This is a genomic window from Burkholderia sp. FW306-1C-G01B, from assembly GCF_058781685.1.
In genome coordinates, this window is record NZ_JBYSWZ010000014.1 from 144486 (window position 1) to 167259 (window position 22774).

General features: G+C 67.2%; 21 protein-coding genes. 3 read left to right on the top strand and 18 right to left on the bottom strand.

Annotation, left to right across the window (positions count from 1 at the left end):
* Nucleotides 1-66: 66 nt before the first annotated feature.
* Complete coding sequence (locus AC3WLY_RS26180) at nt 67-780, bottom strand: transposase (RefSeq protein WP_027783329.1); 714 nt, start codon at nt 778-780, stop codon at nt 67-69.
* Nucleotides 781-973: 193 nt separating this feature from the next.
* Here AC3WLY_RS26180 and AC3WLY_RS26185 point away from each other — a divergent pair, with 193 nt between their 5' ends.
* The gene (locus AC3WLY_RS26185; RefSeq protein ID WP_175963234.1) at nt 974-1705 is read left to right on the top strand and encodes an OmpW/AlkL family protein; all 732 of its coding nucleotides are present in this window, start codon (nt 974-976) and stop codon (nt 1703-1705) included.
* 164 nt (nt 1706-1869) lie between these two features.
* On the opposite strand, the gene ugpQ is transcribed toward AC3WLY_RS26185, so the two are convergent.
* The 12 genes from ugpQ to AC3WLY_RS26245 all read right to left on the bottom strand — a co-directional run bounded on the left by ugpQ (nt 1870) and on the right by AC3WLY_RS26245 (nt 14011).
* Entirely contained in the window at nt 1870-2634 is a 765-nt protein-coding gene (ugpQ, locus tag AC3WLY_RS26190; protein ID WP_492308798.1) for a glycerophosphodiester phosphodiesterase, read from the bottom strand.
* Between the two features lie 28 nt (nt 2635-2662).
* The gene (locus tag AC3WLY_RS26195) at nt 2663-3748 is read right to left on the bottom strand and encodes a sn-glycerol-3-phosphate import ATP-binding protein UgpC (protein WP_310141994.1); all 1086 of its coding nucleotides are present in this window, start codon (nt 3746-3748) and stop codon (nt 2663-2665) included.
* Between the two features lie 32 nt (nt 3749-3780).
* The gene (gene ugpE, locus AC3WLY_RS26200; RefSeq protein ID WP_175963237.1) at nt 3781-4626 is read right to left on the bottom strand and encodes a sn-glycerol-3-phosphate ABC transporter permease UgpE; all 846 of its coding nucleotides are present in this window, start codon (nt 4624-4626) and stop codon (nt 3781-3783) included.
* Entirely contained in the window at nt 4623-5507 is an 885-nt protein-coding gene (gene ugpA, locus AC3WLY_RS26205) for a sn-glycerol-3-phosphate ABC transporter permease UgpA (RefSeq protein WP_492308797.1), read from the bottom strand. The genes ugpE and ugpA overlap by 4 nt, the downstream gene beginning before the upstream one ends.
* Before the next feature lie 96 nt (nt 5508-5603).
* Nucleotides 5604-6938 carry a sn-glycerol-3-phosphate ABC transporter substrate-binding protein UgpB gene (gene ugpB / locus AC3WLY_RS26210; RefSeq protein ID WP_492308796.1) on the bottom strand — a complete coding sequence of 445 codons (1335 nt, stop codon included), beginning with the start codon at nt 6936-6938 and terminating at the stop codon, nt 5604-5606.
* Nucleotides 6939-7028: 90 nt separating this feature from the next.
* Nucleotides 7029-8237, bottom strand: a complete 1209-nt coding sequence (locus AC3WLY_RS26215; RefSeq protein ID WP_492308795.1) for a deoxyguanosinetriphosphate triphosphohydrolase — start codon at nt 8235-8237, stop codon at nt 7029-7031.
* Between the two features lie 41 nt (nt 8238-8278).
* Nucleotides 8279-9358 carry a 3-dehydroquinate synthase gene (aroB, locus tag AC3WLY_RS26220; protein ID WP_310142000.1) on the bottom strand — a complete coding sequence of 360 codons (1080 nt, stop codon included), beginning with the start codon at nt 9356-9358 and terminating at the stop codon, nt 8279-8281.
* Complete coding sequence (gene aroK, locus AC3WLY_RS26225) at nt 9355-9909, bottom strand: shikimate kinase AroK (protein ID WP_175963255.1); 555 nt, start codon at nt 9907-9909, stop codon at nt 9355-9357. Before aroK ends, aroB begins: the two co-directional genes overlap by 4 nt.
* A gap of 40 nt (nt 9910-9949) precedes the next feature.
* Nucleotides 9950-11584, bottom strand: a complete 1635-nt coding sequence (locus tag AC3WLY_RS26230) for a type IV pilus secretin PilQ (RefSeq protein WP_492308794.1) — start codon at nt 11582-11584, stop codon at nt 9950-9952.
* Nucleotides 11581-12447: a pilus assembly protein gene (locus AC3WLY_RS26235; protein WP_492308793.1), complete on the bottom strand. Its 867-nt coding sequence runs from the start codon at nt 12445-12447 to the stop codon at nt 11581-11583. The genes AC3WLY_RS26230 and AC3WLY_RS26235 overlap by 4 nt, the downstream gene beginning before the upstream one ends.
* Complete coding sequence (locus AC3WLY_RS26240; RefSeq protein ID WP_492308842.1) at nt 12444-13088, bottom strand: fimbrial protein; 645 nt, start codon at nt 13086-13088, stop codon at nt 12444-12446. The genes AC3WLY_RS26235 and AC3WLY_RS26240 overlap by 4 nt, the downstream gene beginning before the upstream one ends.
* Nucleotides 13088-14011, bottom strand: coding sequence for a type IV pilus biogenesis protein PilM (locus tag AC3WLY_RS26245; RefSeq protein WP_175963244.1), 924 nt, complete (start codon nt 14009-14011; stop codon nt 13088-13090). The genes AC3WLY_RS26240 and AC3WLY_RS26245 overlap by 1 nt, the downstream gene beginning before the upstream one ends.
* A 226-nt stretch (nt 14012-14237) precedes the next feature.
* Between AC3WLY_RS26245 and AC3WLY_RS26250 the strand changes: the two genes are divergently transcribed.
* Nucleotides 14238-16631, top strand: coding sequence for a penicillin-binding protein 1A (locus tag AC3WLY_RS26250; protein WP_175963245.1), 2394 nt, complete (start codon nt 14238-14240; stop codon nt 16629-16631).
* 93 nt (nt 16632-16724) lie between these two features.
* On the opposite strand, the gene cyaY is transcribed toward AC3WLY_RS26250, so the two are convergent.
* On the bottom strand, nt 16725-17051 hold the full coding sequence (cyaY, locus tag AC3WLY_RS26255) for an iron donor protein CyaY (RefSeq protein WP_492308792.1): 327 nt from the start codon (nt 17049-17051) through the stop codon (nt 16725-16727).
* A gap of 36 nt (nt 17052-17087) precedes the next feature.
* Between cyaY and lptM the strand changes: the two genes are divergently transcribed.
* Nucleotides 17088-17366 carry an LPS translocon maturation chaperone LptM gene (gene lptM, locus AC3WLY_RS26260; RefSeq protein WP_347064293.1) on the top strand — a complete coding sequence of 93 codons (279 nt, stop codon included), beginning with the start codon at nt 17088-17090 and terminating at the stop codon, nt 17364-17366.
* Between the two features lie 81 nt (nt 17367-17447).
* Here the strand turns inward: lptM and msrQ are convergent, their stop codons facing one another.
* The 4 genes from msrQ to AC3WLY_RS26280 all read right to left on the bottom strand — a co-directional run bounded on the left by msrQ (nt 17448) and on the right by AC3WLY_RS26280 (nt 22721).
* Nucleotides 17448-18134: a protein-methionine-sulfoxide reductase heme-binding subunit MsrQ gene (gene msrQ, locus AC3WLY_RS26265; protein ID WP_175963247.1), complete on the bottom strand. Its 687-nt coding sequence runs from the start codon at nt 18132-18134 to the stop codon at nt 17448-17450.
* 20 nt (nt 18135-18154) lie between these two features.
* Entirely contained in the window at nt 18155-19150 is a 996-nt protein-coding gene (msrP, locus tag AC3WLY_RS26270; RefSeq protein ID WP_175963248.1) for a protein-methionine-sulfoxide reductase catalytic subunit MsrP, read from the bottom strand.
* Between the two features lie 159 nt (nt 19151-19309).
* A complete protein-coding gene (gene ccsB, locus AC3WLY_RS26275; protein ID WP_492308791.1) occupies nt 19310-20500 on the bottom strand; it encodes a c-type cytochrome biogenesis protein CcsB in 1191 nt (396 codons plus the stop codon).
* Between the two features lie 4 nt (nt 20501-20504).
* Complete coding sequence (locus AC3WLY_RS26280; RefSeq protein WP_175963250.1) at nt 20505-22721, bottom strand: cytochrome c biogenesis protein ResB; 2217 nt, start codon at nt 22719-22721, stop codon at nt 20505-20507.
* Nucleotides 22722-22774 lie beyond the last annotated feature (53 nt).

Below are 22774 nucleotides of genomic sequence, written 5' to 3' on the forward strand. Positions count from 1 at the left end.
GTCGTATCGTTTTGGTGCAAAAAGAAGCGGCGCCCGCAGCGCCGCTTCCCGGCCGCCGTTCCCGCGTTATTGCTGGATCGGCGGCGTGTTCTCACGCACCTTTCTGGGGCGTCCGCGCGGCAGCGGCGACACGCGCCGGTTCGCGGTGCGCGCCGCCCACTCGCGGTAGTTCTCGCCGCCGAGCACCCAGCCCTTCAGCGTCGCCTGCTGCAACTGGTCGGCCTGCCGCTCATCGAGCGGCTGCTCGCACAGCTCCTTGTACGCACGCTGGCGGTCGAACGGCGTGTTGCCGAGCGCCCAGTAGAGCGGATGGTCGGTGATCAGGCTGTCGACGGTGAGCCCGACGTGATGCCGGTAGCTCGACCAGCGATAGGCTTCGGGCGTCGCGACGAGTTGCGAGCGCACCGGGCTCATCTCGACCACGCGGCTCGCGAGCAGGAAATAGCGCTCGCCTTCGATCACGGTCGCGCGATAGCGGCCTTCCCACAGGGTGCCGCGCCGCGAATAGCGCCGGTTGAAATGCGCGACGTAGCGGCGACCGACGGCCTGCATCGCTTTCGGCAGGCTCGCCTCGTCGCTCGGCGTCACGAGGAGTTGCACCTGGCGCGGCAGCAGCACATAGGCATGCACCGACAGGTGATGATCGCGCGCGGCGGCCTTCAGGCAATCGATGAAGAGTTCGTAGTCCTGGTCGTCGACGAACGCGGGTTGCTGATCCAGGCCGCGCAGTATCACGTGCTGCGGCTGGTCGGGAACGTAGAGTCGTGCTAGCCGTGCCATGCTGAATGTCCGTTTGAACGCGTTAGGAAATACCCGGAGGTCCGAAAATGCACACCTGCGTAGAATGCCCGTCCTACCGGTGCGCGGATACGTACGGTCGTGCTAATCCTAGGGTGAAAACTCTAACTTACGAGCTTGTTTGGTTTTAAACGCAGTCGTCATAATGAGCACGCCTTTGATCGGAGGAGACACAATGAAACGAAAACTGGCCATTACGGGGGCCGCAGCGCTCGCATTCACGTTTGCGGGCGGTACGGCACATGCACAATCCGCAGGTGATTTCTACGTCAGCACCGGCTGGCTGCACCTGTCGCCGCAGGACAGCAGCGACCCGCTGTTCGTGTACCGCGTTGGCGGCACGCCCATCAACCAATCGATTCCCAACACGGGCGCCGGCATCAACGACGCCGACACGCTTGGACTCGCAACTGGCTACTTCGTCACCGACCACATCTCCACCGAGCTCGTTATGGGGATACCGCCGAAGTTCGACATTACCGGCAAGGGTCAGTTCGAAAAGTTCGGCGTACTCGGCCGTGCGTATCAGTGGAGTCCCGCCGTGTTGCTTCGCTACCACTTCAACGACGCCAACGCGAAGTTCCGTCCGTATGTCGGCGTCGGCGCGACGTATGTCTGGTTCACCGGCGCAAAGATCACAAACGGCACGTTCGAGAACGGCGTGCTCGGCGGCCCGACCAGCGCGACGACCAGCAACCAGTGGGCGCCCGTGTTCAACGCCGGCTTCACGTACAACTTCACGAAACACTGGTTCGCGGGCCTGTCGCTCTCATACATCCCGGTCAGCGTGACCGCGACCTTCACGACGGCCCGCCGGACGCCGGTCGGCACCCTGACCGAAACGTCGAAAGCGAAAATCTCGCTCAACCCGATCGTCACGTACCTGAACGTCGGCTACCGCTTCTAAGCGTAGTCGAATATTTGGGGAATGGTTAATCCTGCTGCAATTTGTAGCGGAATTTTCGTGACGTAACGTCTCCACGATGCAAAACGCCCCGGCGGGATTCCCGCCGGGGCGTCGTTTTTTTGTCTCAGGGTCTTCCCGTACCCACCGTCGCGCGGGACCGGCCGCTACGCGATGTCATCCAGCGCATCGGGGGCGATCAGGTCGATCCGGTCCGTGCAGACCGCGTCGACGCCCCAGCGCGCGAGTTCGCGCGCTCGTTCGAGGTCGTTCACCGTGTATGCCAGGATGCGCAGCCCGGCCGCCTTGATCGCGCGCACGAGCGGCTCGTCGAGCCGTTTGTGGTCTGCATGCAACGATACGCAGCCGAGCGCGCCGACGACTTGCGCATGCCAGTCGTCCGGCACGGCCTCGTAAAGCATCCCGCACGGCAGCGCCGGCACGATCGCACGCGCCTGCTGCAGCGCATCGAACGAGAACGACGACAGCAGCGGCGGCACCGCGGCATCGCGCCAGTACGCGGCCGCATCGGCCGCCACGCGCTGCCCCGTCTCGCGCTCGCGCCCCGGGCACGGCTTGATCTCGACATTCGCGGCCAGGCCGTGCGCGATGCAGCGCGCTGCCGCCGCCTCGAGCGTCGGCATCCGCTCGCCCGCGAAGCGCGCGTCGAGCCATGCGCCCGCGTCGAGCGCGGCCAGCGCCTCATAACGCATGCCCGCCGCCGCCCCCTGGCCGTTCGAGGTTCGATCGACCGTGTCGTCGTGCAGCAGGAACGTTACGTCGTCGGCCGACAGCTTCGCGTCGAACTCGACCATCCGGTGACCGCGTCGCGCACCCTCGTCGAGCGCGGCGAGCGTATTCTCCGGCGCGAGCGTGCCGCCGCCGCGATGGGCGACGACGCGCGGATAAGGCCAGTCGGTACGGGAAATCATCGTCGGTTTCTCGGCAAATGCAGCAGGTTCAGCCGGCGCGCTTGCCGGTTTCGGGATCGAAGAAATGCAGCCGGTGCGCGGGCAGCGCGGCCGCCAGCGCCGTGCCGCGCGCGGGACGGTCCGCGTGCGGCAGGCGCACCGCGACGTCGTGATTGCCCCAGCGGCCGTGCGCGAGATTGTCCGCGCCGAGCAGCTCGCACGAGTCGACGGGCAGCGTCGCCTGCGCGACGCCCGGCTGAGGCGTCATGTGTTCGGGGCGCACGCCGAGCACCCAGTCGCGCCCGGTGGCGATCGCCGCGCCGATACCGGGCGCGCCGGCGACCGGCAGCGCGGGGCCGCCGCCCGCGACCGAGAAGGTCGCGCCGTCGTCCGACAGCCGGCCGTGCATCAGGTTCATCGCGGGCGAACCGATGAAGCCCGCGACGAACACCGTCGCCGGCTTCTCGTACACGTCGACCGGTGCACCGATCTGCTCCGCGTAGCCGCGATTCATCACGATCACGCGCTGCGCGAGCGTCATCGCCTCGATCTGGTCGTGCGTCACGTAGACACTCGTCGTCGCGAGCCGCGCATGCAGCCGCTGGATCTCGAGCCGCATCTGCACGCGCAGCTTCGCGTCGAGGTTCGACAACGGTTCGTCGAACAGGAATACCGACGGCTCGCGCACGATCGCGCGCCCCATCGCGACACGCTGCCGCTGGCCGCCCGACAGCTCGCGCGGCCGCCGCGCGAGCAGCGGCTCGAGCTCGAGGATCTTCGCGGCCGCGGCCACCCGCGAGTCGATCGCCGCACGCTCGATCCCGCGGATCTTCAGCCCGTAGCCCATGTTCTGCGCAACCGTCATGTGCGGGTACAGCGCATAGTTCTGGAACACCATCGCGATGTCGCGATCCTTCGGCTCCAGCGCGTTGACGACCCGGTCGCCGATCGCGATCTCGCCATCCGTCACGCTCTCGAGCCCCGCGATCATCCGCAGCAACGTCGATTTGCCGCAGCCCGACGGGCCGACCAGCACGATGAATTCGCCGTCGGCGATCTCGACGTCGATGCCATGCAGCACATGCTGCTTGCCGTCGTAGGATTTCCTGACGCCCTTCAAGCTCAGCGCAGCCATACTTGGTCTTTCTCCCGGTTGCCGTCCGTCATTCATTTCTCGGAATCGACGAGGCCGCGCACGAACCAGCGCTGCATCGCCAGCACGACGACGAGCGGCGGCATCATCGCCATCAGCGTCGCCGCCATCACGTATTGCCATTCGGTCGCGGCGTCGCCGCTCGCGATCATCGTCTTGATGCCCACCACCGCCGTCGACAGCGACGCCTCCGTCGTGATCAGGATCGGCCACAGATACTGATTCCAGCCGTAGATGAACGTGATCACGAACAGCGACGCGATGCTCGTCTTCGACAGCGGCAGCACGACGTCCCAGAAGAAGCGCAGCGCGCCCGCGCCGTCGATGCGCGCGGCGTCCATCAGCTCGTCGGGCAGCGTCATGAAGAACTGGCGGAACAGGAACGTCGCGGTCGCCGATGCGATCAGCGGCAGCGTGAGCCCCGCGTAGGTGTTCGTCAGGTGCAGCGTCGACACGACCTGCACGGTCGGGAAGATTCGCACTTCCACCGGCAGCATCAGCGTGACGAAGATCAGCCAGAACGCCGTGTTGCGAAACGGGAAGCGGAAATAGACGATCGCGTACGCGGACAGGATCGACATCGCGATCTTGCCGACCGCGATGCCGAGCGCCATCGCGAAGCTGTTCACGAGCAGGCGGCCGAACGGCGCCGTCGTGCCGCCGCTGCCGTGCCCCCAGATGTACGCGATGTTCTCGAACAGGTGCGTGCTCGGCACCAGCGACAGCGGCACCGTGAACACTTCCTGCGCATTCATCGTCGCCGCGCAGAACGCGACGTAGACAGGAAACACGATCAGCACGACGCCCGCGACCAGCACCGCGTGGCAGAACAGGTCGAAGCCCTTGCGATTTTCGATCATGCGTATTGCACCCTGCGTTCGACGAAGCGGAACTGGATCACCGTGAGCCCGACGACGATGATCATCAGCACGACCGACTGTGCGCCCGAACTGCCGATGTCGAGCCCCTGGAAGCCCTCCGCGAAGATCTTGTAGATCAGCGTCTTCGTGCTCTGCGCCGGACCGCCGCCGGTGGCCGCGTCGATCACCGGGAACGTGTCGAAGAACGCATAGACGAGATTCACGACCAGCAGGAAGAAACTCGTCGGCGACAGCAGCGGCAGCACGATGTGGAAGAAACGCCGCACCGGCCCCGCGCCGTCGATCGCCGCCGCCTCGATCAGCGAGCGCGGGATCGCCTGCAGGCCCGCGTAGAAGAACAGGAAGTTGTAGCTCACCTGCTTCCACACCGACGCGAGCACGACGAGGAACATCGCCTGCCCGCCGTTCAGCGCGTGGTTCCACACGATGCCGCCCTTCGCGAGCGCATATGTGATGAGCCCGATGCTCGGGTTGAACAGGAACGCCCACAGCACGGCCGCGATCGTCGGTGCGACCGCGTACGGCCAGATCAGCAGCGTGCGATACGCGCGCGCGCCGCGGGTCACGCGGTCGGCGCACGCGGCGAGCAGCAGCGACACGATGAGCCCGCTCACCGTGACGAGCGAGCTGAACACGAGCGTCGTGCGAAATGAATCGAGGTACAGCGGATCGGCGAACAGGCGCGTGAAGTTCGCGAAGCCGACGAATTCGCTCGACGTGCCGAACGCGTCCTGCATCTGCGTCGACTGCCAAAGCGCGACACCGGCCGGCCACAGGAAGAACACGGCGGTGATCGCGAGCTGCGGCGCGATCAGCAGGTACGGCACCAGGCTCGTACCGAAGCGGGAACGGGATTGCATCGCGGAGATCCGGTCAGGCGAAACGGAAAAGAAACCGCGCCGCCGGACCGCACGCGCGCATGCGCGGCGCGGCCGGCGGCACGAAGCGATGCGTGCTCAGCCGCCCGACTTCTCGAAGCGGCGCAGCAACTCGTCGCCGCGCGAGGCCGCCGAATCGAGCGCGTCCTTCGGCGACTTCTTCTGCGCCCAGACCTGTTCGAACTCCTCGTCGACGATCGTGCGGATCTGCGGCATGTTGCCCAGACGCAGCCCCTTCGTGTACGGCAGCGGCGGCTTGTTCAGCATCTGCTTGATCGCGGTTTCGGCGCTCGGGTTCTTCGCGTAGAAGCCCTGCTCACGCGTGAGGTCGTACGCGGCCGTCGTGACCGGCAGGTAGCCCGTGTCCTGGTGCCACTTCGCGGCGACGGCCGGCGATGCCAGGTACGCGAGGAATTTCGCGACGCCCTTGTAGGTCGCCGGATCCTTGCCGGCCAGCACCCACAGGCTCGCGCCGCCGATGATCGCATTCTGCGGCGCGCCCTTCACGTTCGCGTCGTACGGCATCATGCCCGTGCCGTAGCTGAACTTCGCGAATTTCTGCACGTTCGCGAGCGCGCCCGACGACGTCGTCATGATCCCGCAGTCGCCGCTGTAGAACTTCGCCGATGCTTCGTCCTTGCGGCCCGCGTACGTGAACGTGCCGTCCTTCGCCATCTGCTGCAGGAACGCGACGTGCGCGATCTGCTGCGGCTTGTTGAATTCGAGCACGGCGTCGGTGCCGTCGAAGCCGTTGTTGCGGCTCGCGAACGGCAGCCCGTGCCATGCGCTGTAGTTCTCGAGCTGGATCCAGCCCTGCCAGCCGGTCGTGAAGCCGCACGCCATCCCCGACTTGCGCAGCTTCTCGGCATCGGCCTGCACGTCGGCCCACGTCTTCGGCGGCTGGTTCGGGTCGAGCCCGGCCTTCTTGAACGCGTCCTTGTTGTAGTACAGCACCGGCGTCGAACTGTTGAACGGCATCGACACGAGGTGGCCCGTCTTCGCGTCGCTGTAATAGCTCGAGATGGTCGGCACGAACGCCTTTTCGTCGAGCGGCACGCCGGCCTGCTTGAACACGTCGTAGACGGGCACGACGGCCTTCTTCGCCTGCATCATCGTGGCCGTGCCGACTTCATAGACCTGGAGGATCGCCGGCGCGTTGCCGCTGCGATAGGCGGCGATGCCGGCCGCGAGCGCCTGGTCGTAGGTGCCCTTGAAGACCGGCACGATCTTGTAGTCGCTCTGCGACGCGTTGAACTGCTCGGCAATCGCGTTGACCCGCTCGCCGAGCGCGGCCTCCATCGCATGCCAGAACTGGATCTCCGTCGCGGCGAGCGCCACGTGCTGCACACCGAACATCAGCGCGCCGCCGAGCGCGATCGAACGAACCATGGTCCCCGCAGGCTTCTTCTTCATCGACCTCTCTCCTATGAAAACGTTACCAACAGCGTGTGCAACATTCCCGTCGCCATTGAACCGGCGAAGTCTAGTGATCGTTTGTGACAGTCAGTTGTCGTTGACGACGAACAGGCGCTGATATTCCTTCAGCGCGAAGCGGTCGGTCATTCCGGCGATGTAGTGCGCGACGAGACGCGGTTGCTGCGTTGCGTCGTCCGACTGGTACGGCGGCGGCAGCAGGCGCGGATCGTCGATGAACGCGTCGAACAGCCCCGTGACGACGCGCTGCGCCTTGCTCGCCATGCGCATCACCTTGTAGTGGCGATACAGGTTCTTGAAGAGGAAACGCTTGAGGGCGGCCGCCTGCGCGGCGACCGTCGCGCTGTGCGACACGAGCGGCGGCGCGGCGCGCACGTCGTCGAGCGACGCGGGTGCCCCGCGCGCGAGATTGCGCGTCGTCTCGTCGATCAGGTCGACGATCAGCGTGTTGATGATGCGGCGCACCGTCTCGTGCACGAGACGGCGGCCTTCGAGGTGCGGGAATTCGGCGAGCGCCGCCTCGTAGTGGCGCTGCCACAGCTCGACTTCCGCGAGCTGCTCGATCGTGATCAGGCCGGAACGCAGGCCGTCGTCGACATCGTGGTTGTTGTAGGCAATTTCGTCCGCGATGTTCGCGATCTGCGCTTCGAGCGACGGCTGGTGGCCCTGCAGGAAGCGCTCGCCGAGCGCGCCGAGCTTGCGCGCATTCTCGCGCGAGCAGTGCTTCAGAATGCCTTCGCGCGTCTCGAAGCACAGGTTCAGCCCGTTGAACGCGCCGTAGTGCTCCTCGAGCTCGTCGACGACGGCAAGGCTCTGCAGGTTGTGCTCGAAGCCGCCGTGCTCGCGCATGCATGCATTCAGCGCGTCCTGCCCGGCATGGCCGAACGGCGTATGGCCGAGATCGTGCGCGAGCGAGATCGCCTCGACGAGATCCTCGTTCAGGCGCAGGTTGCGCGCGACCGAGCGCGCGATCTGCGCGACCTCGAGGCTGTGCGTGAGGCGCGTGCGGAACAGGTCGCCTTCGTGATTGACGAAGACCTGCGTCTTGTATTCGAGCCGGCGAAACGCGGTCGAATGGACGATGCGGTCGCGGTCGCGCTGGAATTCGGTGCGCGCCGCCGGCGGCGTTTCCGGATGGCGGCGGCCGCGCGACTGCGACGCGTGTGCGGCATACGGAGCGAGATGGGCTTCCAGCGCCGCCAGCGTCGGCGGCTCGGCCACCGGCGCAGCGGATGCGCGGCCGGCTTCGGGCAGTGTGCTGCTGGATGTCTCGCTCACGTCTCCTCCATGTCAGGGGCGCCGGGGCATCCGGGCCGCCATTACCGGGTTGTCTGCGCCAGTGTAGCGAATACGGCTTCGTCCGGCGCCTGCGTGATCAGCGTATCGCCGAATCGCTTCAGCAGGATGAACTTGATCGCGCCGGCCTCGGCCTTCTTGTCGACGCGCATCAGGTCCATGTAGCGCGCGTCGCCTAGCGCGGGCCCGCGGGTCGGCAGGTGCGCGGCCGCGATCACCGCGTCGAGCCGCTGCCGCGACGCTTCGTCGAGCAGGCCGAGCCGCACCGACAGGTCGCCCGCCATCACCATCCCGCAGCCGACGGCCTCGCCGTGCAGCCACTCGCCGTAGCCAAGGCCGGCCTCGATTGCATGGCCGAACGTGTGGCCGAAGTTCAGGATCGCGCGCAGGCCGCCTTCGCGTTCGTCGGCCGCGACCACGCTCGCCTTGATCTCGCACGAGCGCTTCACGGCGTGCGCGAGCGCTGCCGGCTCGCGACGGTTCAGCGCGTCGACGTTCGCCTCGATCCAGTCGAAGAATTCCGCATCGGCGATCGCGCCGGTCTTGATGATCTCGGCGACACCGGCCGCCAGTTCGCGATCGGGCAGCGTCGCCAGCGCGCCGATGTCCGCGATCACGGCCTGCGGCTGGTAGAACGCGCCGATCATGTTCTTGCCGAGCGGGTGGTTGATGCCCGTCTTGCCGCCGACCGACGAATCGACCTGCGACAGCAGCGTCGTCGGTACCTGGATGAACGGCACGCCGCGCATGTAGCACGCCGCGGCAAAGCCCGTCATGTCGCCGACCACGCCGCCGCCGAGCGCGACGAGCGTCGTCTTGCGATCCGCGCGCCCGGTCAGCAAGCCGTCGAAGATCAGGTTCAGCGTTTCCCAGTTCTTGTACGCCTCGCCGTCCGGCAGCACGACCGTCGACACATGCTTGCCAAGCGGCGCGAGCGCCGCGCGCAGCGTGTCGCCGTAAAGCGGATCGACCGTCGTGTTCGTGACGATCGTGACGGACGAACCCTTGATGTGAGGCGCGAACAGCTCCGCGCGGCCGATCAGGCCGGCGCCAATATGAATCGGATAGGCGCGGTCGCCCAGATCGACGTTGACAGTAATCATGCTTGTAGCGGCTTGGCGATGACGCCCGCCAGTTCGAGTTGCATCAGCACCATGTTGACGAGACCGTTGACCGACGGACGGCCGGTCTCGATGACGAAATCCGCGCATTCGCGGTACAGCGGGTCGCGCACTTCGTAGAGCGCTTCGAGACGCCCCTTCGGATCCTCGGTCTGCAGCAGCGGGCGGTTCTTGTCCTTGCGCGTGCGCAGCCACAGATCGTGCGGATTGGCACGCAGATAGACGACGATGCCACTGCTTTTCAGGCAGTCGCGATTTTCCGGGCGCAGCACCGCGCCGCCGCCCGTCGCGAGCACGATGTTCTCGCGCTGCGTGAGCTCGGCGATCACCTGCGTTTCGCGATCGCGAAACCCGGTCTCGCCCTCCAGCTCGAAGATCACCGGAATGCGCGCGCCCGTGCGGGCCTCGATTTCGTGGTCGGAGTCGAAGAACGTCCTGTCGAGACGACGCGCGACCGCACGGCCCACGGTGGTCTTACCCGCTCCCATAAGGCCGACGAAAAATACGTTTGCATGTGGGTCCCGCGCTTGCAACGGCTTCCTCTGCTTCAATCTTGCTGGTGTGTGGCGCAGCTTACTGGCAAAGCGGCTGCCTTGTCGAGCCTGCGCCGGCGGCTTCCGGCCCCGTTTTGTCGTGATCCGCGCCAGCCGCGCCGCGCGCATCGCAGCGCGCATCGACGACGGTCGGCGTGATGAAGACGACCAGTTCGCTGCGCTGGTCGCGCTGCGCGCGGTGCCGGAAAAGCGCGCCCAGAATCGGTATTTTGCCCAAGAGCGGCACGCGCGTCACATCGTTCCGGCGCAGCTGCTCGTAGATCCCGCCGATCGCGACCGTCCCGCCGTCCTCGACCTCGACGCGCGTCTGCACGTGCTTCGTATGGATAGCCGGGCCGGCCGCCGTCGGCTCGCCGACGCTGTCCTTCGTCACGTCCAGGTCGAGCACCACGCGCCCGTCGGGCGTGATCTGCGGCTCGACCTCGAGCTTGAGCGTCGCGCGGCGGAACTGCACGCCGCTCACGCCGTTGCCGATCTTCGCCTGGTACGGCAGCTCCGAACCCTGCTCGACGATAGCCTTGACGCGATCGGCGGTCACCACGCGCGGACGCGAAACGATCTGTCCCCGCCCCTGCGCTTCGAGTGCGTTCAGTTCGATGTCGAGTACGCGGCTGAGCGGCGCGGCGAACAGCGTGAAGCCGGCGGTTGCCGCCTCGAAGCCGCCGAGCGGCCGCGCGGCAAGGTCGAGCGCGTTGCGCGCGTCCGCCGCGAACGTGGTGCCGTCGCCCGACGGGGGGCGCCCCTGCGCACGCAGCGCGACGCGTGCGCCGAGGTTGCGCGAGAAGCCCTGTTCGCCCTCGACGATGCGCGCCTCGATCCGGACCTGCCGCGATGGCCGGTCGATCGCGTCGATCAGGCCCGCGATCTGCGCGATACGCGGTTCGAGATCGGTGACGAACAACAGGTTCGTGCGCGGATCGGCCGCCGCGGCGCCGCGCTTCGACAGCAGGCGCTGGCCGGTCGCGCCGGCCAGCAGCCGTTGCACGTCCTGCGCACGCGGGTAGTGCAGCGCGAACGTACGGCTCGCGAGCGGCTCCAGATCGGCGGCCCGCGCGTGCATCTCGAAGCGCTCGCGTTCGCGCGCGGCCAGTTCGGCCGCCGGCGTGACCCATATCACGTTGCCGCGCCGCGACATCGCGAGCCCGTGCGTGTCGAGCAGCGTGTCGAATGCATCGCGCCAGCGAACATTGTTCAGACGTAACGTGACGGTGCCGCGCACCTGCTCACCGACGACGATATTGAGCCCCGTGAACCGGGCGAACGCGTCGAATGCAGCTGCGAGACCTACGCCCTGCAGATTCAGCGAGATTCGACGCGCGTCGTTCGCATCGCCCGGTTGCCGTGCCGCGTCGTCGCTCATCCGGGCCGGCGGCGCCAACGGGATCGGCGGCCCCTCCAGCCGGGGAGCCGGAGCGGCGGTTTCTGCCTGACGCGCCGCGTGAGCCGCGTGATCGAACCGTTGCGGGCCGACCTCCGCCGACACGGCATCATCCACGCCATCGGCCAAGCCTCCGGGCGGCGGCAGGCCCGGCACCTGCGCATCCATCGCCGCTGCTGGCCAGACGGCCGGCAGCGGTGGCAATGACGCGCTTGCCCCGGCCGCCGTCAATCCGGCCCAGACGACGGCGAGTGCCCGACATCCGTACTTCATCATGGCCGGCCTCCGTCATCGAGAACGAGCCGGTGCGCCCCGTCCGCCGTCGCGAGCGTCACGGCCGCGGGCTCGACACGCACCACGCGCGCAGCCCCGAGCGCTTCGCCGGGCGCCACGGCGGTGAACGTGCCGTCGCCGCCGTCGACCAGCGCGAGACCGGCGCGCGCGTCGCGAATCGTGCCGGCCAGGCGGGCAGCCTGACCATCCGCTGCGGACAAGCCAGCCGTGTCGAACGGGTCCTCGTCGAGCGCCGCTGCCGGAACCGCCGCCGTGCCGCCAGCGCCCGTTGCAGCCGGCAGCGCCGGAAAAACGTCGACGGACATTTCCACGCGTGCAGCTTGCAATCCTCGCTCGACACGCAGCACCGACGGCACTGCCAGCACCGGAAAGCCTGCCAGCCCGCCGACCATGTGCAACAACGCGCGAAAGCCGCCATCCGCGACGATACGCACCGTGCGCCGGCCGTCCGGCGCCGCGCCGCCGGCTTGCTGCGGTTCGATCGTTACGCGACGCAGCCCGCTCGACGCTGCGAGATCGGCCAGTTCGAGCATCAGCGCACCCCATTCCGGCGCAGGCGACAAGCGGTCATCGCGCGCTGGTGCCGGACCTGCGTCGCGCCGTTGCCCGGCGGCCGCAAGCACGCGCTGCGCATCGGCCTCCCGCACCTGCGCCGCTGCCAGCAACGTGCGACTGTGCGCGAGCCCGCTCCAGTCGGCGGCATTCGCCAGATGAATGCCGCCCGCCAGCACGGCTGCGAACGCCAGCGCGCAGCCGGCCGTATGTGCAGCCTCGGGCGACACGCGCCGCATGCCGCGCAGCCATGCTTCGCCGCGCGGCGCAGGCCGATGCACGATCGCCGTCATGCGCCGCTTCCCGATGTGCTTCGCGACGACATCGCATCGCGCCAATACAGTTGGACCGAGAACCGGAACGGCATCCCCGCCGACGCGACCGGTGCATCCGAAGCAGGCTTCAACGCGTCGATATCGATCCGCCAGTCCCGCTGCTCGCGCGCCATCCCGGCGAGCCATCGCTCGGCCGCCCGGTAACTCGTGGCGCGCACATCGAGCTCGGCACCCGTCGGTGTCGTGCGCAGCGTGTCGAGCCGAACCGCGTCGTCTCGCACCTGCGCCAGCGTCGCCAGCAGCGCTGCGACGCGCCGGTAAGGCGCGGCGAGCTCGGCTGCCCGCGCGCCGCGCCGAGCGGCGGCGGCTGCTGCACTGGCGGTGCGCGTCGCAACTTCCACCCGCGGCTGCAACTGCCGCAGCCGCGTCTCCACGCTTACGCGCTCGGCGTCCGCGCGCCACCGTAGCCATGCGGCAGCGCCCGTCCACAGACCGGCGCCGAGCACGCCGAGCAGGATTGCCGCCCCGCACTGCGCGGCCCGGCGACGTCGCAACGCCTGCGCCAGCCGCTCGCGGTACGGCAGCAGGTTGAAACCGCCGAGCCCCGCACGATCGACCTCAGCCGGCCCGGACGCGCGTGCCGGCATGCGACCGGTCATCATTCCCACACCCCGCGCAACGCCAGCCCGAACGCGACGGCGAATGCAGGGCCGCCCGGCATGCCGGCGGGCGGGCACGGCTGCCCATCCCAGCCCGTGCAGTCGAACGGCACCGCAACCGCGCCGAGCACGTCGCCGATATCGGCGACGGACGTCCCGAAGCGGGCGATGCACCGCTCGTCCCCGGCCACGAGTACGCAACGCACGGCCCCGAGCACGCGCTGGCGCAATGCGTCGGAGAACGCCTCCGGCACCCCGCCTGACAGCGCGAGCACCTGCGCGGCCAGCGCACCGTCGACCCGCCACGCTTGCACGCCCGAGTCGCTGAACCAGAGCGCGGCATAGGGATCGTGCGCGTCGAGTTCGAACTGCGCCGCATAACGCAACGCGCGCAGCGCGGCCGCCGACTCGCCGTCGACGGCCGTCAGGTCGACACCGGCCTGGGCGGCCACGTCGATCCGCCGTTCGAGCAGCGCCAGCGGGGCCACCGCGACCTCGATCTCGCCAGACTGCGCGCCGCCATCCTGCCGCCAGTCGAACGCGAGGCTGTCCGGCGCCAGCCCCGAAATGCGCTCGGCCGCCTGACGCGCGGCATCCTCGACGTCGTCACGCCCGGCCAGGTCGAGCGTCGCGGTACGGATCTCTTCATCGCACAGCGCCATCACGCCGCACGCCTCGCACCTCACTCCCGCCGCCGCCAGCCGCGACACGGCCGCCGCCAGCGAGCGCGCAACCGCCGCCCAGCGCGCGTCTTCCGGCCCGCCCGCCAACCCGACCGGCTCCCGCTCGAGCCCCTCGACGCGCACATCGGCAGCACGGGCGCGCCGGCTCAGCGCAACCACCCTCACCTCGTCCGCCCCGACGTCGATTCCCGTCGCCCCGTGCCTGCCCTGCGCGAACCGCGCCATCCATCGTCCCGCCATCCCGGCCTCCCGCGATCGTCGCGGCCCATGCCGCGTTTCCGAGACCTGATTCTGCAAAGCGGCGCGTTCGGCCGACAGTCGGCCGAACGGCCAGCATCGGCTCGGAACAGCCGTGCGCGGGCTATGCTGAAGACACGGCAACCCGCGGCTTTCCGGCGGGCAGCCCCCGTGTCAGGACCGGTCTTACCGGGCAGCTATAATCGCGAGACTGTTTTCCGGTATGCCTATGCAATCCACGACTCCTACGTCCCCGCCTCCCGCCCCGGAGCCGAAGAAGCGTCCCTGGTGGCAAAAAGTCCTGCTCGGCTTCGCCGCGATGTGCATGGCCCTCGTCGTGGCCGGCGGCCTCGTGCTCGGCTATGCGCTCGTCGTCGCGTGGCCGAACATGCCGTCGCTCGACGCGCTGACCGACTATCGCCCGAAGGTGCCGCTGCGCATCTATACGTCCGATCACGTGCTGATCGGCGAATTCGGCGAAGAGCGCCGCGACGTCGTCCATTTCAGGGACGTGCCCGACTCGCTGAAGAAGGCGATCCTCGCGATCGAGGACGCACGCTTCTACGATCACGGCGGCGTCGACCTCACCGGCATCATCCGCGCCGGCTTCGTCGCGCTGACGAACGGTCATGCATCGCAGGGCGCGAGCACGATCACGATGCAGGTCGCGCGCAACTTCTTCCTGTCGAGCGAGAAGACCTACACGCGCAAGATCTACGAGATGCTGCTCGCGTACCGGATCGAGCGCGCGCTGACGAAGGATCAGATTCTCGAGGTCTACATGAATCAGATCTATCTCGGCCAGCGCGCGTACGGCTTCGCGAGCGCCGCGCGGGTCTATTTCGGCAAGGACCTGAAGGACATCACGCTCGCGGAGGCGGCGATGCTCGCGGGGCTGCCGAAGGCGCCGTCCGCGTATAACCCAGTCGTGAACCCGAAGCGCGCGAAGGTGCGCCAGGAATACATCCTGCAGCGGATGCTCGAGCTGAACTTCATCACGCGCGAGCAGTACGACGAGGCCGTCGCGCAGCCGCTCGTCGTCAAGGGCCCGGGCCGCGATTTCAGCGTGCACGCCGAGTACGTCGCGGAAATGGTCAGACAGATGATGTACGCGCAGTACCGCGAGGAAACCTACACGCGCGGCTTCAACGTCGTCACGACGATCGATTCCGCGGACCAGCAGGTCGCGTATACCGCGCTGCGCAAGGGCATCATGGATTACGAGCGTCGGCACGGTTATCGCGGGCCGGAAGGCTTCATCGAGCTGCCGGCCGGTGCGGACGACCGCGAACAGGCGATCGACGACGCGCTGCTCGAGCACCCCGACAACGGCGAACTGATAGCCGCGGTCGTCACGGCCGCGAGCCCGCGCCAGATCACGGTCGCGTTCATCGACGGCAGCACTGCGACGATCGAAGGCGACAACCTGCGCTTCGCGTCGGGCGCGCTGTCGACCAACGCGCAGCCGAACCGCCGCATCCGCCCCGGTGCGATCGTCCGCGTCGTGAAGAACGACACCGGCAAATGGTCGATCACGCAGTTGCCGCAGGTCGAAGGCGCGTTCCTGTCGATCATCCCGCAGGACGGCGCGATCCGCTCGCTCGTCGGCGGCTTCGACTACAACAAGAACAAGTTCAACCACGTCACGCAGGCATGGCGGCAGCCGGGTTCGTCGTTCAAGCCGTTCATCTACTCGGCGTCGCTCGACAAGGGCCTCGGGCCGGCAACCGTGATCAACGATGGCCCGCTGTATTTCAGCGCCGCCGAAACGGGCGGGCAGCCGTGGGAGCCGAAGAACTACGGCGGCGGCTTCGAAGGCCCGATGTCGATGCGCACCGCGCTGCAGCGCTCGCGCAACCTCGTGTCGATCCGGATCCTGAACCACATCGGCACGAAGTACGCGCAGCAGTACATCACGCGCTTCGGCTTCGACGCCGAGCGCCATCCGGCCTACCTGCCGATGGCGCTCGGCGCGGGCCAGGTCACGCCGCTGCAGATGGCCGGCGCGTACTCGGTCTTCGCGAACGGCGGCTACCGCGTCAATCCGTACCTGATCGCCGAAGTCACCGATCCGAACGGCGCGATCGTCGCACGCGCGCAACCGCTCGTCGCCGAGCAGAACGCGCCGCGCGCGATCGACGCGCGCAACGCATACGTGATGAACAGCCTGCTGCAGAGCGTCGCGCAGCGCGGCACGGGCGCGCGGACCAACATCCTGAAGCGCACCGACCTCGCGGGCAAGACCGGCACGACGAACGATTCGCACGACGCTTGGTTCGCCGGCTACCAGCACACGCTCGCCGCGATCGCGTGGATCGGCTACGACAACCCGCGTAGCCTCGGCGATCGCGAAACCGGCGGCGGCCTGTCGCTGCCCGTCTGGATCGACTACATGGGCGCGGCGCTGAAGGGCGTACCGGAGTTCAAGCCGACGATGCCGGACGGCGTCGAGTCGCTCGGCAGCGAGCTGTACTTCACCGACTTCACGCCGGGGCACGGTTTCGTGTCGACGGTCGGTGTGCCGCAGGCGCCGGCCGCGCAGAACGTCGACGAAGCGGCGCCGGCGCCGCACGTCGACGAGCAGGAAAAGCAGGACATCATGAACCTGTTCCGCGGCCACTGACCCGCGGCCCCGGACATGAAAAAAGCGCCCCGTGAATGAACTGCGGGGCGCTTTTTCTTTTGGTACGGCATTCGGGGCCCGGCGCCCCGGCCGTCACGCGCTGAACGTGATCGGCAGGCCGGCCTGCTGCGTCGCGTATTCGGTGAGCGCCGCGTAGAACTCGGTGCCCGTGCGCGTATCGCGCCATTCGCCATCAACGAAACGGTAGTGGAATCCGCCCGCCTTCGCGGCGATCCACACTTCCTTCATCGGCGGCTGCAGGTTGACGATGATCTTCGAGCCATTCTCGAACGTCAGCGTCAGGACGCTGCCGTTGCGCTCCAGATCGATGTCGTAGTCGCCGTCGTTCGCGGTGTCGACGGTACGCTCGACGGCCGTCAGCACGGCCTCGGCACGGGTCAGGTATTCGGTATCGGACATGCTAAACTCTATCGGTTCAATTGTTCAGGGACGATCATGCGAGTCGTTTTCCGGATGAGCGCGATTGTAGCGGCTTTGGCGATTCTTGCCGGCTGCGGTCAAAGCGGCCCGCTCTATCTGCCTACCGTGCCTCCGCTGCCCAAGCCGATCCAACAGCAGGACACGCCGCCGTCGGACGTGAAGCCGACCGATGAAAACGCGTCATCCGACAGTGTGCCCGATTCGTCCGGCACGCCGCTCACGCTGACGCCCGAACTGTCGAGCGACGCATCGAAAATGCCCGCACCGGCGTCGGGCTCGGCCGTCGCGCAGTAACGACGCGACGGCGCCCGCGCAGCTCGCGAAACAAGGCGATGACTTCCCGGTCATCGCCTTTTGTTTTTGCAGGCCGTGCCGTCACGTGCGCACGCGCCGCCATCCCCATGCGGCCAGCCGCCAGCCGAGCAGCGCGGCGACGATCGCCGCGTAAAGCTTCGGCTGCGCGAGATCGTGCTTGCCGGCTTTCATCCACCAGAAGTGCAGCACGCCGAACAGCGCGATCGCGTAGATCGCGCAGTGCAGCGTCGCCCAGTGGCGGCCGAGCCGGCGCACCATCGCGCGCGGCGACGTCGCGGCGAGCGGGATCAGCAGCATGAACGCGGCAAAGCCGACCGTGATGAACGGGCGCTTGCCGACGTCCTTCAGGATCGCGACGACGTCGAACCACTTGTCGAACCACAGGTAGGTCGTGAAATGCAGCGTCGCGTAAAAGAACGCGAACAGCCCGATCATCCGGCGAAAGCGCAGCAGCGTCGCGAAGCCCGTCATGCGCCGCAGCGGCGTGACGGCCAGCGTGATGCACAGCATCACGAGCGTCCACAGGCCGGTCGAACGCGTGATGAATTCGATCGGGTTCGCGCCGAGCCGGTCAGTCAGCCCGAACAGCACGAGACGCGCAAGCGGATAGAGGCCGGCCGCGAAAACCAGCACCTTGGCCGGCACGAGCCAGCGCGGCGCGCCGGTACGAGCAGCACCGGCCCGGGCCGCGCGTGCGGTCGATCCGGTGCCGGCTGCGCGCGCGGGTGTCAGCGTCGAAGGAGGCATGTCGTTTCTCACCGTCGCGCTCAGAAGTTCTTTTTCAGGTCCATGCCCTGATACATCGACGCAACCAGATCGCCGTAGCCGTTGAACATCAGCGTCTTGCGCTTCGGTGTGAAGAAGCCGTCCTCGCCGATGCGCCGCTCGGTCGCCTGGCTCCAGCGCGGATGATCGACGTTCGGGTTCACGTTCGAATAAAAGCCGTATTCGTTCGCTGCGTACGTGTTCCAGCTCGTCTTCGGCTGCTGGTCGACGAAGCGGATCTTCACGAGCGACTTCGCGCTCTTGAAGCCATACTTCCACGGCACGACGATTCGCACCGGCGCGCCGTTCTGGTTCGGCAGCACCTGCCCGTAGACACCCATCGTCAGCAGCGTCAGCGGATTCATCGCCTCGTCCATCCGCAGCCCTTCCGAATACGGCCAGTCGAGCACGGGTGTCGAGAGGCCCGGCATCTGCGACGGATCGGCCAGCGTGATGAACTGCACGTATTTCGCATTGCCGGTCGGCTGCACACGCTTGATCAGCTCGGACAGCGGCACGCCGATCCACGGGATCACCATCGACCAGCCTTCGACGCAGCGCAGCCGGTACACGCGCTCCTCGAGCGGTGCGAGCTTCAGCAGTTCGTCGAGATCGAACACCTTCGGGTGCAGCACCTCGCCCTCGACGCTCACGCGCCACGGGCGCGGCCGCAGCGTGCCGGCGTTCTGCGCCGGGTCGCTCTTGTCGGTGCCGAATTCGTAGAAGTTGTTGTAGGACGTGATGTCCTTGAACGGCGTCACCTTGTCGGCCGCGACGAACTTCGGGTTCGTTTTCGCCGCGAGCTTCGCCGCCCGCGCGTCGGGCGATGCATACGCGGCAAATGCCGCACCACTGCCGCCGAGCAACCCGCCCGCCGCCGCGAGGCCGGCCGCCTGCAAGACGCGCCGCCGGTTCTCGAACACCGCGCGCGGCGTGATCTCGCTGTGCGCGATATCGGCGCCGGTCAGTACGTTCCGCAAAGGACGTTTGATCCACATCGTGCTACTCCTCCTGCATGCGCCGCGCGCACGCTTCCTGAGCGTTCGACCCGGCCCGTCATGCGCCGTTCGACGCCCGGATCGCCCGCCCGTTACAAAGGAAAACCGCCGGGCACGCAGTGCACCGGCGGTCTTATAGTCGGACGAGCGGCCGAAATCTTACAGCTTGCCGTAGCTATGCAGCCCGGACAGGAACATGTTGACGCCGAGGAACGCGAACGTCGTCACGAGCAGGCCCGTGAGTGCCCACCAGGCGGCAACCGCGCCGCGCAGGCCCTTCATCAGCCGCATGTGCAGCCACGCCGCGTAGTTCAGCCACACGATCAGCGCCCAGGTTTCCTTCGGGTCCCAGCTCCAGTAGCCGCCCCATGCCTCGGCCGCCCACAGCGCGCCGAGGATCGTCGCGATCGTGAAGAACGCGAAACCGACCGCGATCGACTTGTACATCACGTCGTCGAGCACCTCGAGCGTCGGCAGGCGATCGGCGAGCACGCCGCGCTCCTTCATCAGGTACGCGACCGACACCATCGCCGACAACGCGAAGCTGCCGTAGCCGATGAAGTTCGCCGGCACGTGGATCTTCATCCACCAGCTCTGCAGCGCAGGCACCAGCGGCTGGATCTGCTGCGCATCGCGCGCGACCGAGTACCACATCAGGAAGCCGACCGCCGCGCTGATGACCAGCAGCACGAACGCGCCGAGCGAACGCGTGCCGTAGTGGCCTTCGTAATACAGGTAGAGCAGCGCGGTAATCAGGCTGAACAGGACGAACACCTCGTAGAGGTTCGACACGGGGATATGCCCGACATCGGCGCCGATCAGGTAGGACTCGTACCAGCGCACCATCAGCCCCGTGAAGCCCATCAGCACGGCGGCCCACGTGAGCTTCTGGCCGATTGCGGCACCCGTTTCCGAGCGCGCGAGCAAGCCGATCCAGTAGAAGACCGTCGCGAGCACGAACAGCGCGCTCATCCACAGGATCGCCGACTGGCTCGACAGGAAGTACTTGAGGAAGAACGCCGAATCGGCGCGCCCGAGATCGCCCTGGTAGATCTGGATCGACAGCAGCGACAGCACGGCGATCGACGCCATCATCAGCCGCGCGGGCTTCCAGCGCCAGCCGAGCGCGATGAGCGCCGGCACGGTGCCGATCATCACCGCCTTGTCGTAGTAATCCATGTGCGCGTTGTAGTGCACGAGCGCATAGCCCGCGCCCACCACGAGCGCCAGTGCGAACAGCCAGTCGATCAGCGACAGGCGTGCGAGGAACGGACGGTCGTCGAACAGCGGCGCCGAAACCGGGGCCTGGGCCGACGCCCGAGGGGAGGAGGAAACTTGCGTGAGATCCATGACGTTACCGGGTGGAATTCTCGGAATCCGAACCGCCGCCGGCAGGCGGGCGGGCCGTCGATGCCGCACCGGCGGGCGCGGCGTCGCGAGGTGCGGCGCGCAAGGCGACGCCGGCCGCGTCGCGCGTCTGCACGAATTCTTTCTCGAAATCGAAGGTCCTGCGGGCCGTGGACATCGCCATCACCACGTCGACGCCCGAGCCGGCATCCTTGAGCCAGAACCAGAGGCGCCGTTCGCGCACGTAGAACATCGAGAAGATGCCGGCGACCAGCAGCAGGCTGCCAAGATACACCAGATTCTTGCCGGGTGCGCGCGTCAACTGAAATACCGAAGCTTGCACCTGCTTGAATGAGTCAAGCTGCAGATAGACGGGCGATCCATACAGAAAGCTGTCGGATAGCGCATTGATCGCGTTCTGCACGAAGCGGATCGTGTCGGTGCCCTGCTGGGCAGCCGGCTGGCCGACGCGCTCGCGCGAGATCTGCCAGACCTCCCACATCGAGCCCTCGAGCATCCGCAGCAGCAGGCTCGCGGCCTTCTCCTGCTCGGCCTTCGGCACCGTGCGGTCGATAAACGTCGCCACGGCCTGGAAACCGCCGATCGGCTGGCCGTCGGCGCCGCGGCCGCCGCTGTCGTCGCTTGCAGCAAACAGGGTCAGCACCTTCGATGCGCTGTCCTGCAGGCGGCCGCGCAGCGATGCGTCGGAGCCCGGCAGCGAACGCTGCGCGAAGCGCGCGGCGGCTTCGGCACGCACGGCCGGATCCTCGAGCGCGGCGCGCAGGTGCATCCATTCGCCGATCGAATCCTGGCTGTCGGCCGGAATCCGCATGTAGCGGAACGGATCGTTCGGGCTCGCGCGCACGCCGGCGAGGAACACGCGCTCGCCGTTCATGTCGACGGGCAGCATGTAGTTGTTGAATTCGCGCGCCTGGCCGTCCTTGCCGCGGATCTTGTACTGCACGGACGGGCCGATGTTGTGGAGCTGCATCGGCTTCGACGTCTTCGCGCCGGAGCCGAGCCGTTCGTCGAACGCCTCCTTCAGCGACGCCGTCTTCGCGACGCCGCGCACGTCCAGCTTGCCGTTCGCGTCGGCCATGTTCTCGACGTTGATCGCGCGGAAATCGGCGAACTCGATCGTGTCGCCGTCGGCGCCCGGCATTTGCAGCGGCGCCGAACTGCCGATCGTGCCGTGCACGGGGAAGGTCTTCGCGTTGCCGCCCGTCATCGGGTAGGCCGTCATCTGCATCTGCGAGCCGCCGTCCTGGAAGCTCGACTGGTAGATCGACACGCCCTTGTACGTGAACGGCTTGTTGACCTCGACGCGCGCCGGGATCTTCTGGCCGGTCTCGCGATCGATCACGACGATGTCGCTCGCGAACAGCTTCGGCATGCCCGTCGTGTAGTAGTCGACGATGAATTTGTTGAGCTGGATCGAGAACGGCAGGTCCTGGATCAGCGAGCCGCTCGGCTGGTTCAGGATCGCGGTCGACACGAACTGGCCCTCGGGCACCCACGCATAACCGCGGAACGTCGGGTTCGACGCGGACAGGCGATGGTCGGGCGAGATCTCGCTGATCGTCGCGCTCGTGTTGACCGGGCTTTTGCCGAACATCCACATCTGGAATTTGATCGGCAGGTTGCTGTCGAGCAGGCCACCGATACAGATCACGACGATCGCGAGGTGGGCGGAGATGTAGCCCCACTTGGTCATCGCACCGCGCTTCGCGGAGATCAGCGTCGCGCCGTCGGTTTCACGCACGACGTGCTTGTAGCCTGCCTTGGTGACGAACGTGGCTAGCGTCGCCGCGACCGTCGCGCGCGTGCCGGAAGCCGTGTACTCGGCCTTGTGGTGGAACGCGCGCAGGCTGCCTTCGCGGACCTTGTCCTTCCAGCTCTTCGCATCGGCGAGCATCTTCGGCGCGTTGCGGATCACGCACAGCGAGACCGACACGACGAGGAAGATCAGAATCAGCATGAACCACCACGCGCTGTACACGTTGTACAGGCCGAGCGAGCGGAAGATGTCCGCCCAGAACGGCCCGAACTGGTTCACGTAGTTCGGATACGGATCGTCCTGGGTCAGGACCGTGCCGATGATGCTCGCGATCGACAGCACCACCAGCAGCGCGATCGCGAAGCGCATCGAGCTCAGCAGCTCGACCGCGCGCTTCGGCGCACCCTGACCCGACTTCGACTGCAACCCCGACGTGGTAACGCTCATTCAAACTCCGACTGACAACAAAAAAGGGCAAGGCGACCGCAACGGTGCGGCGC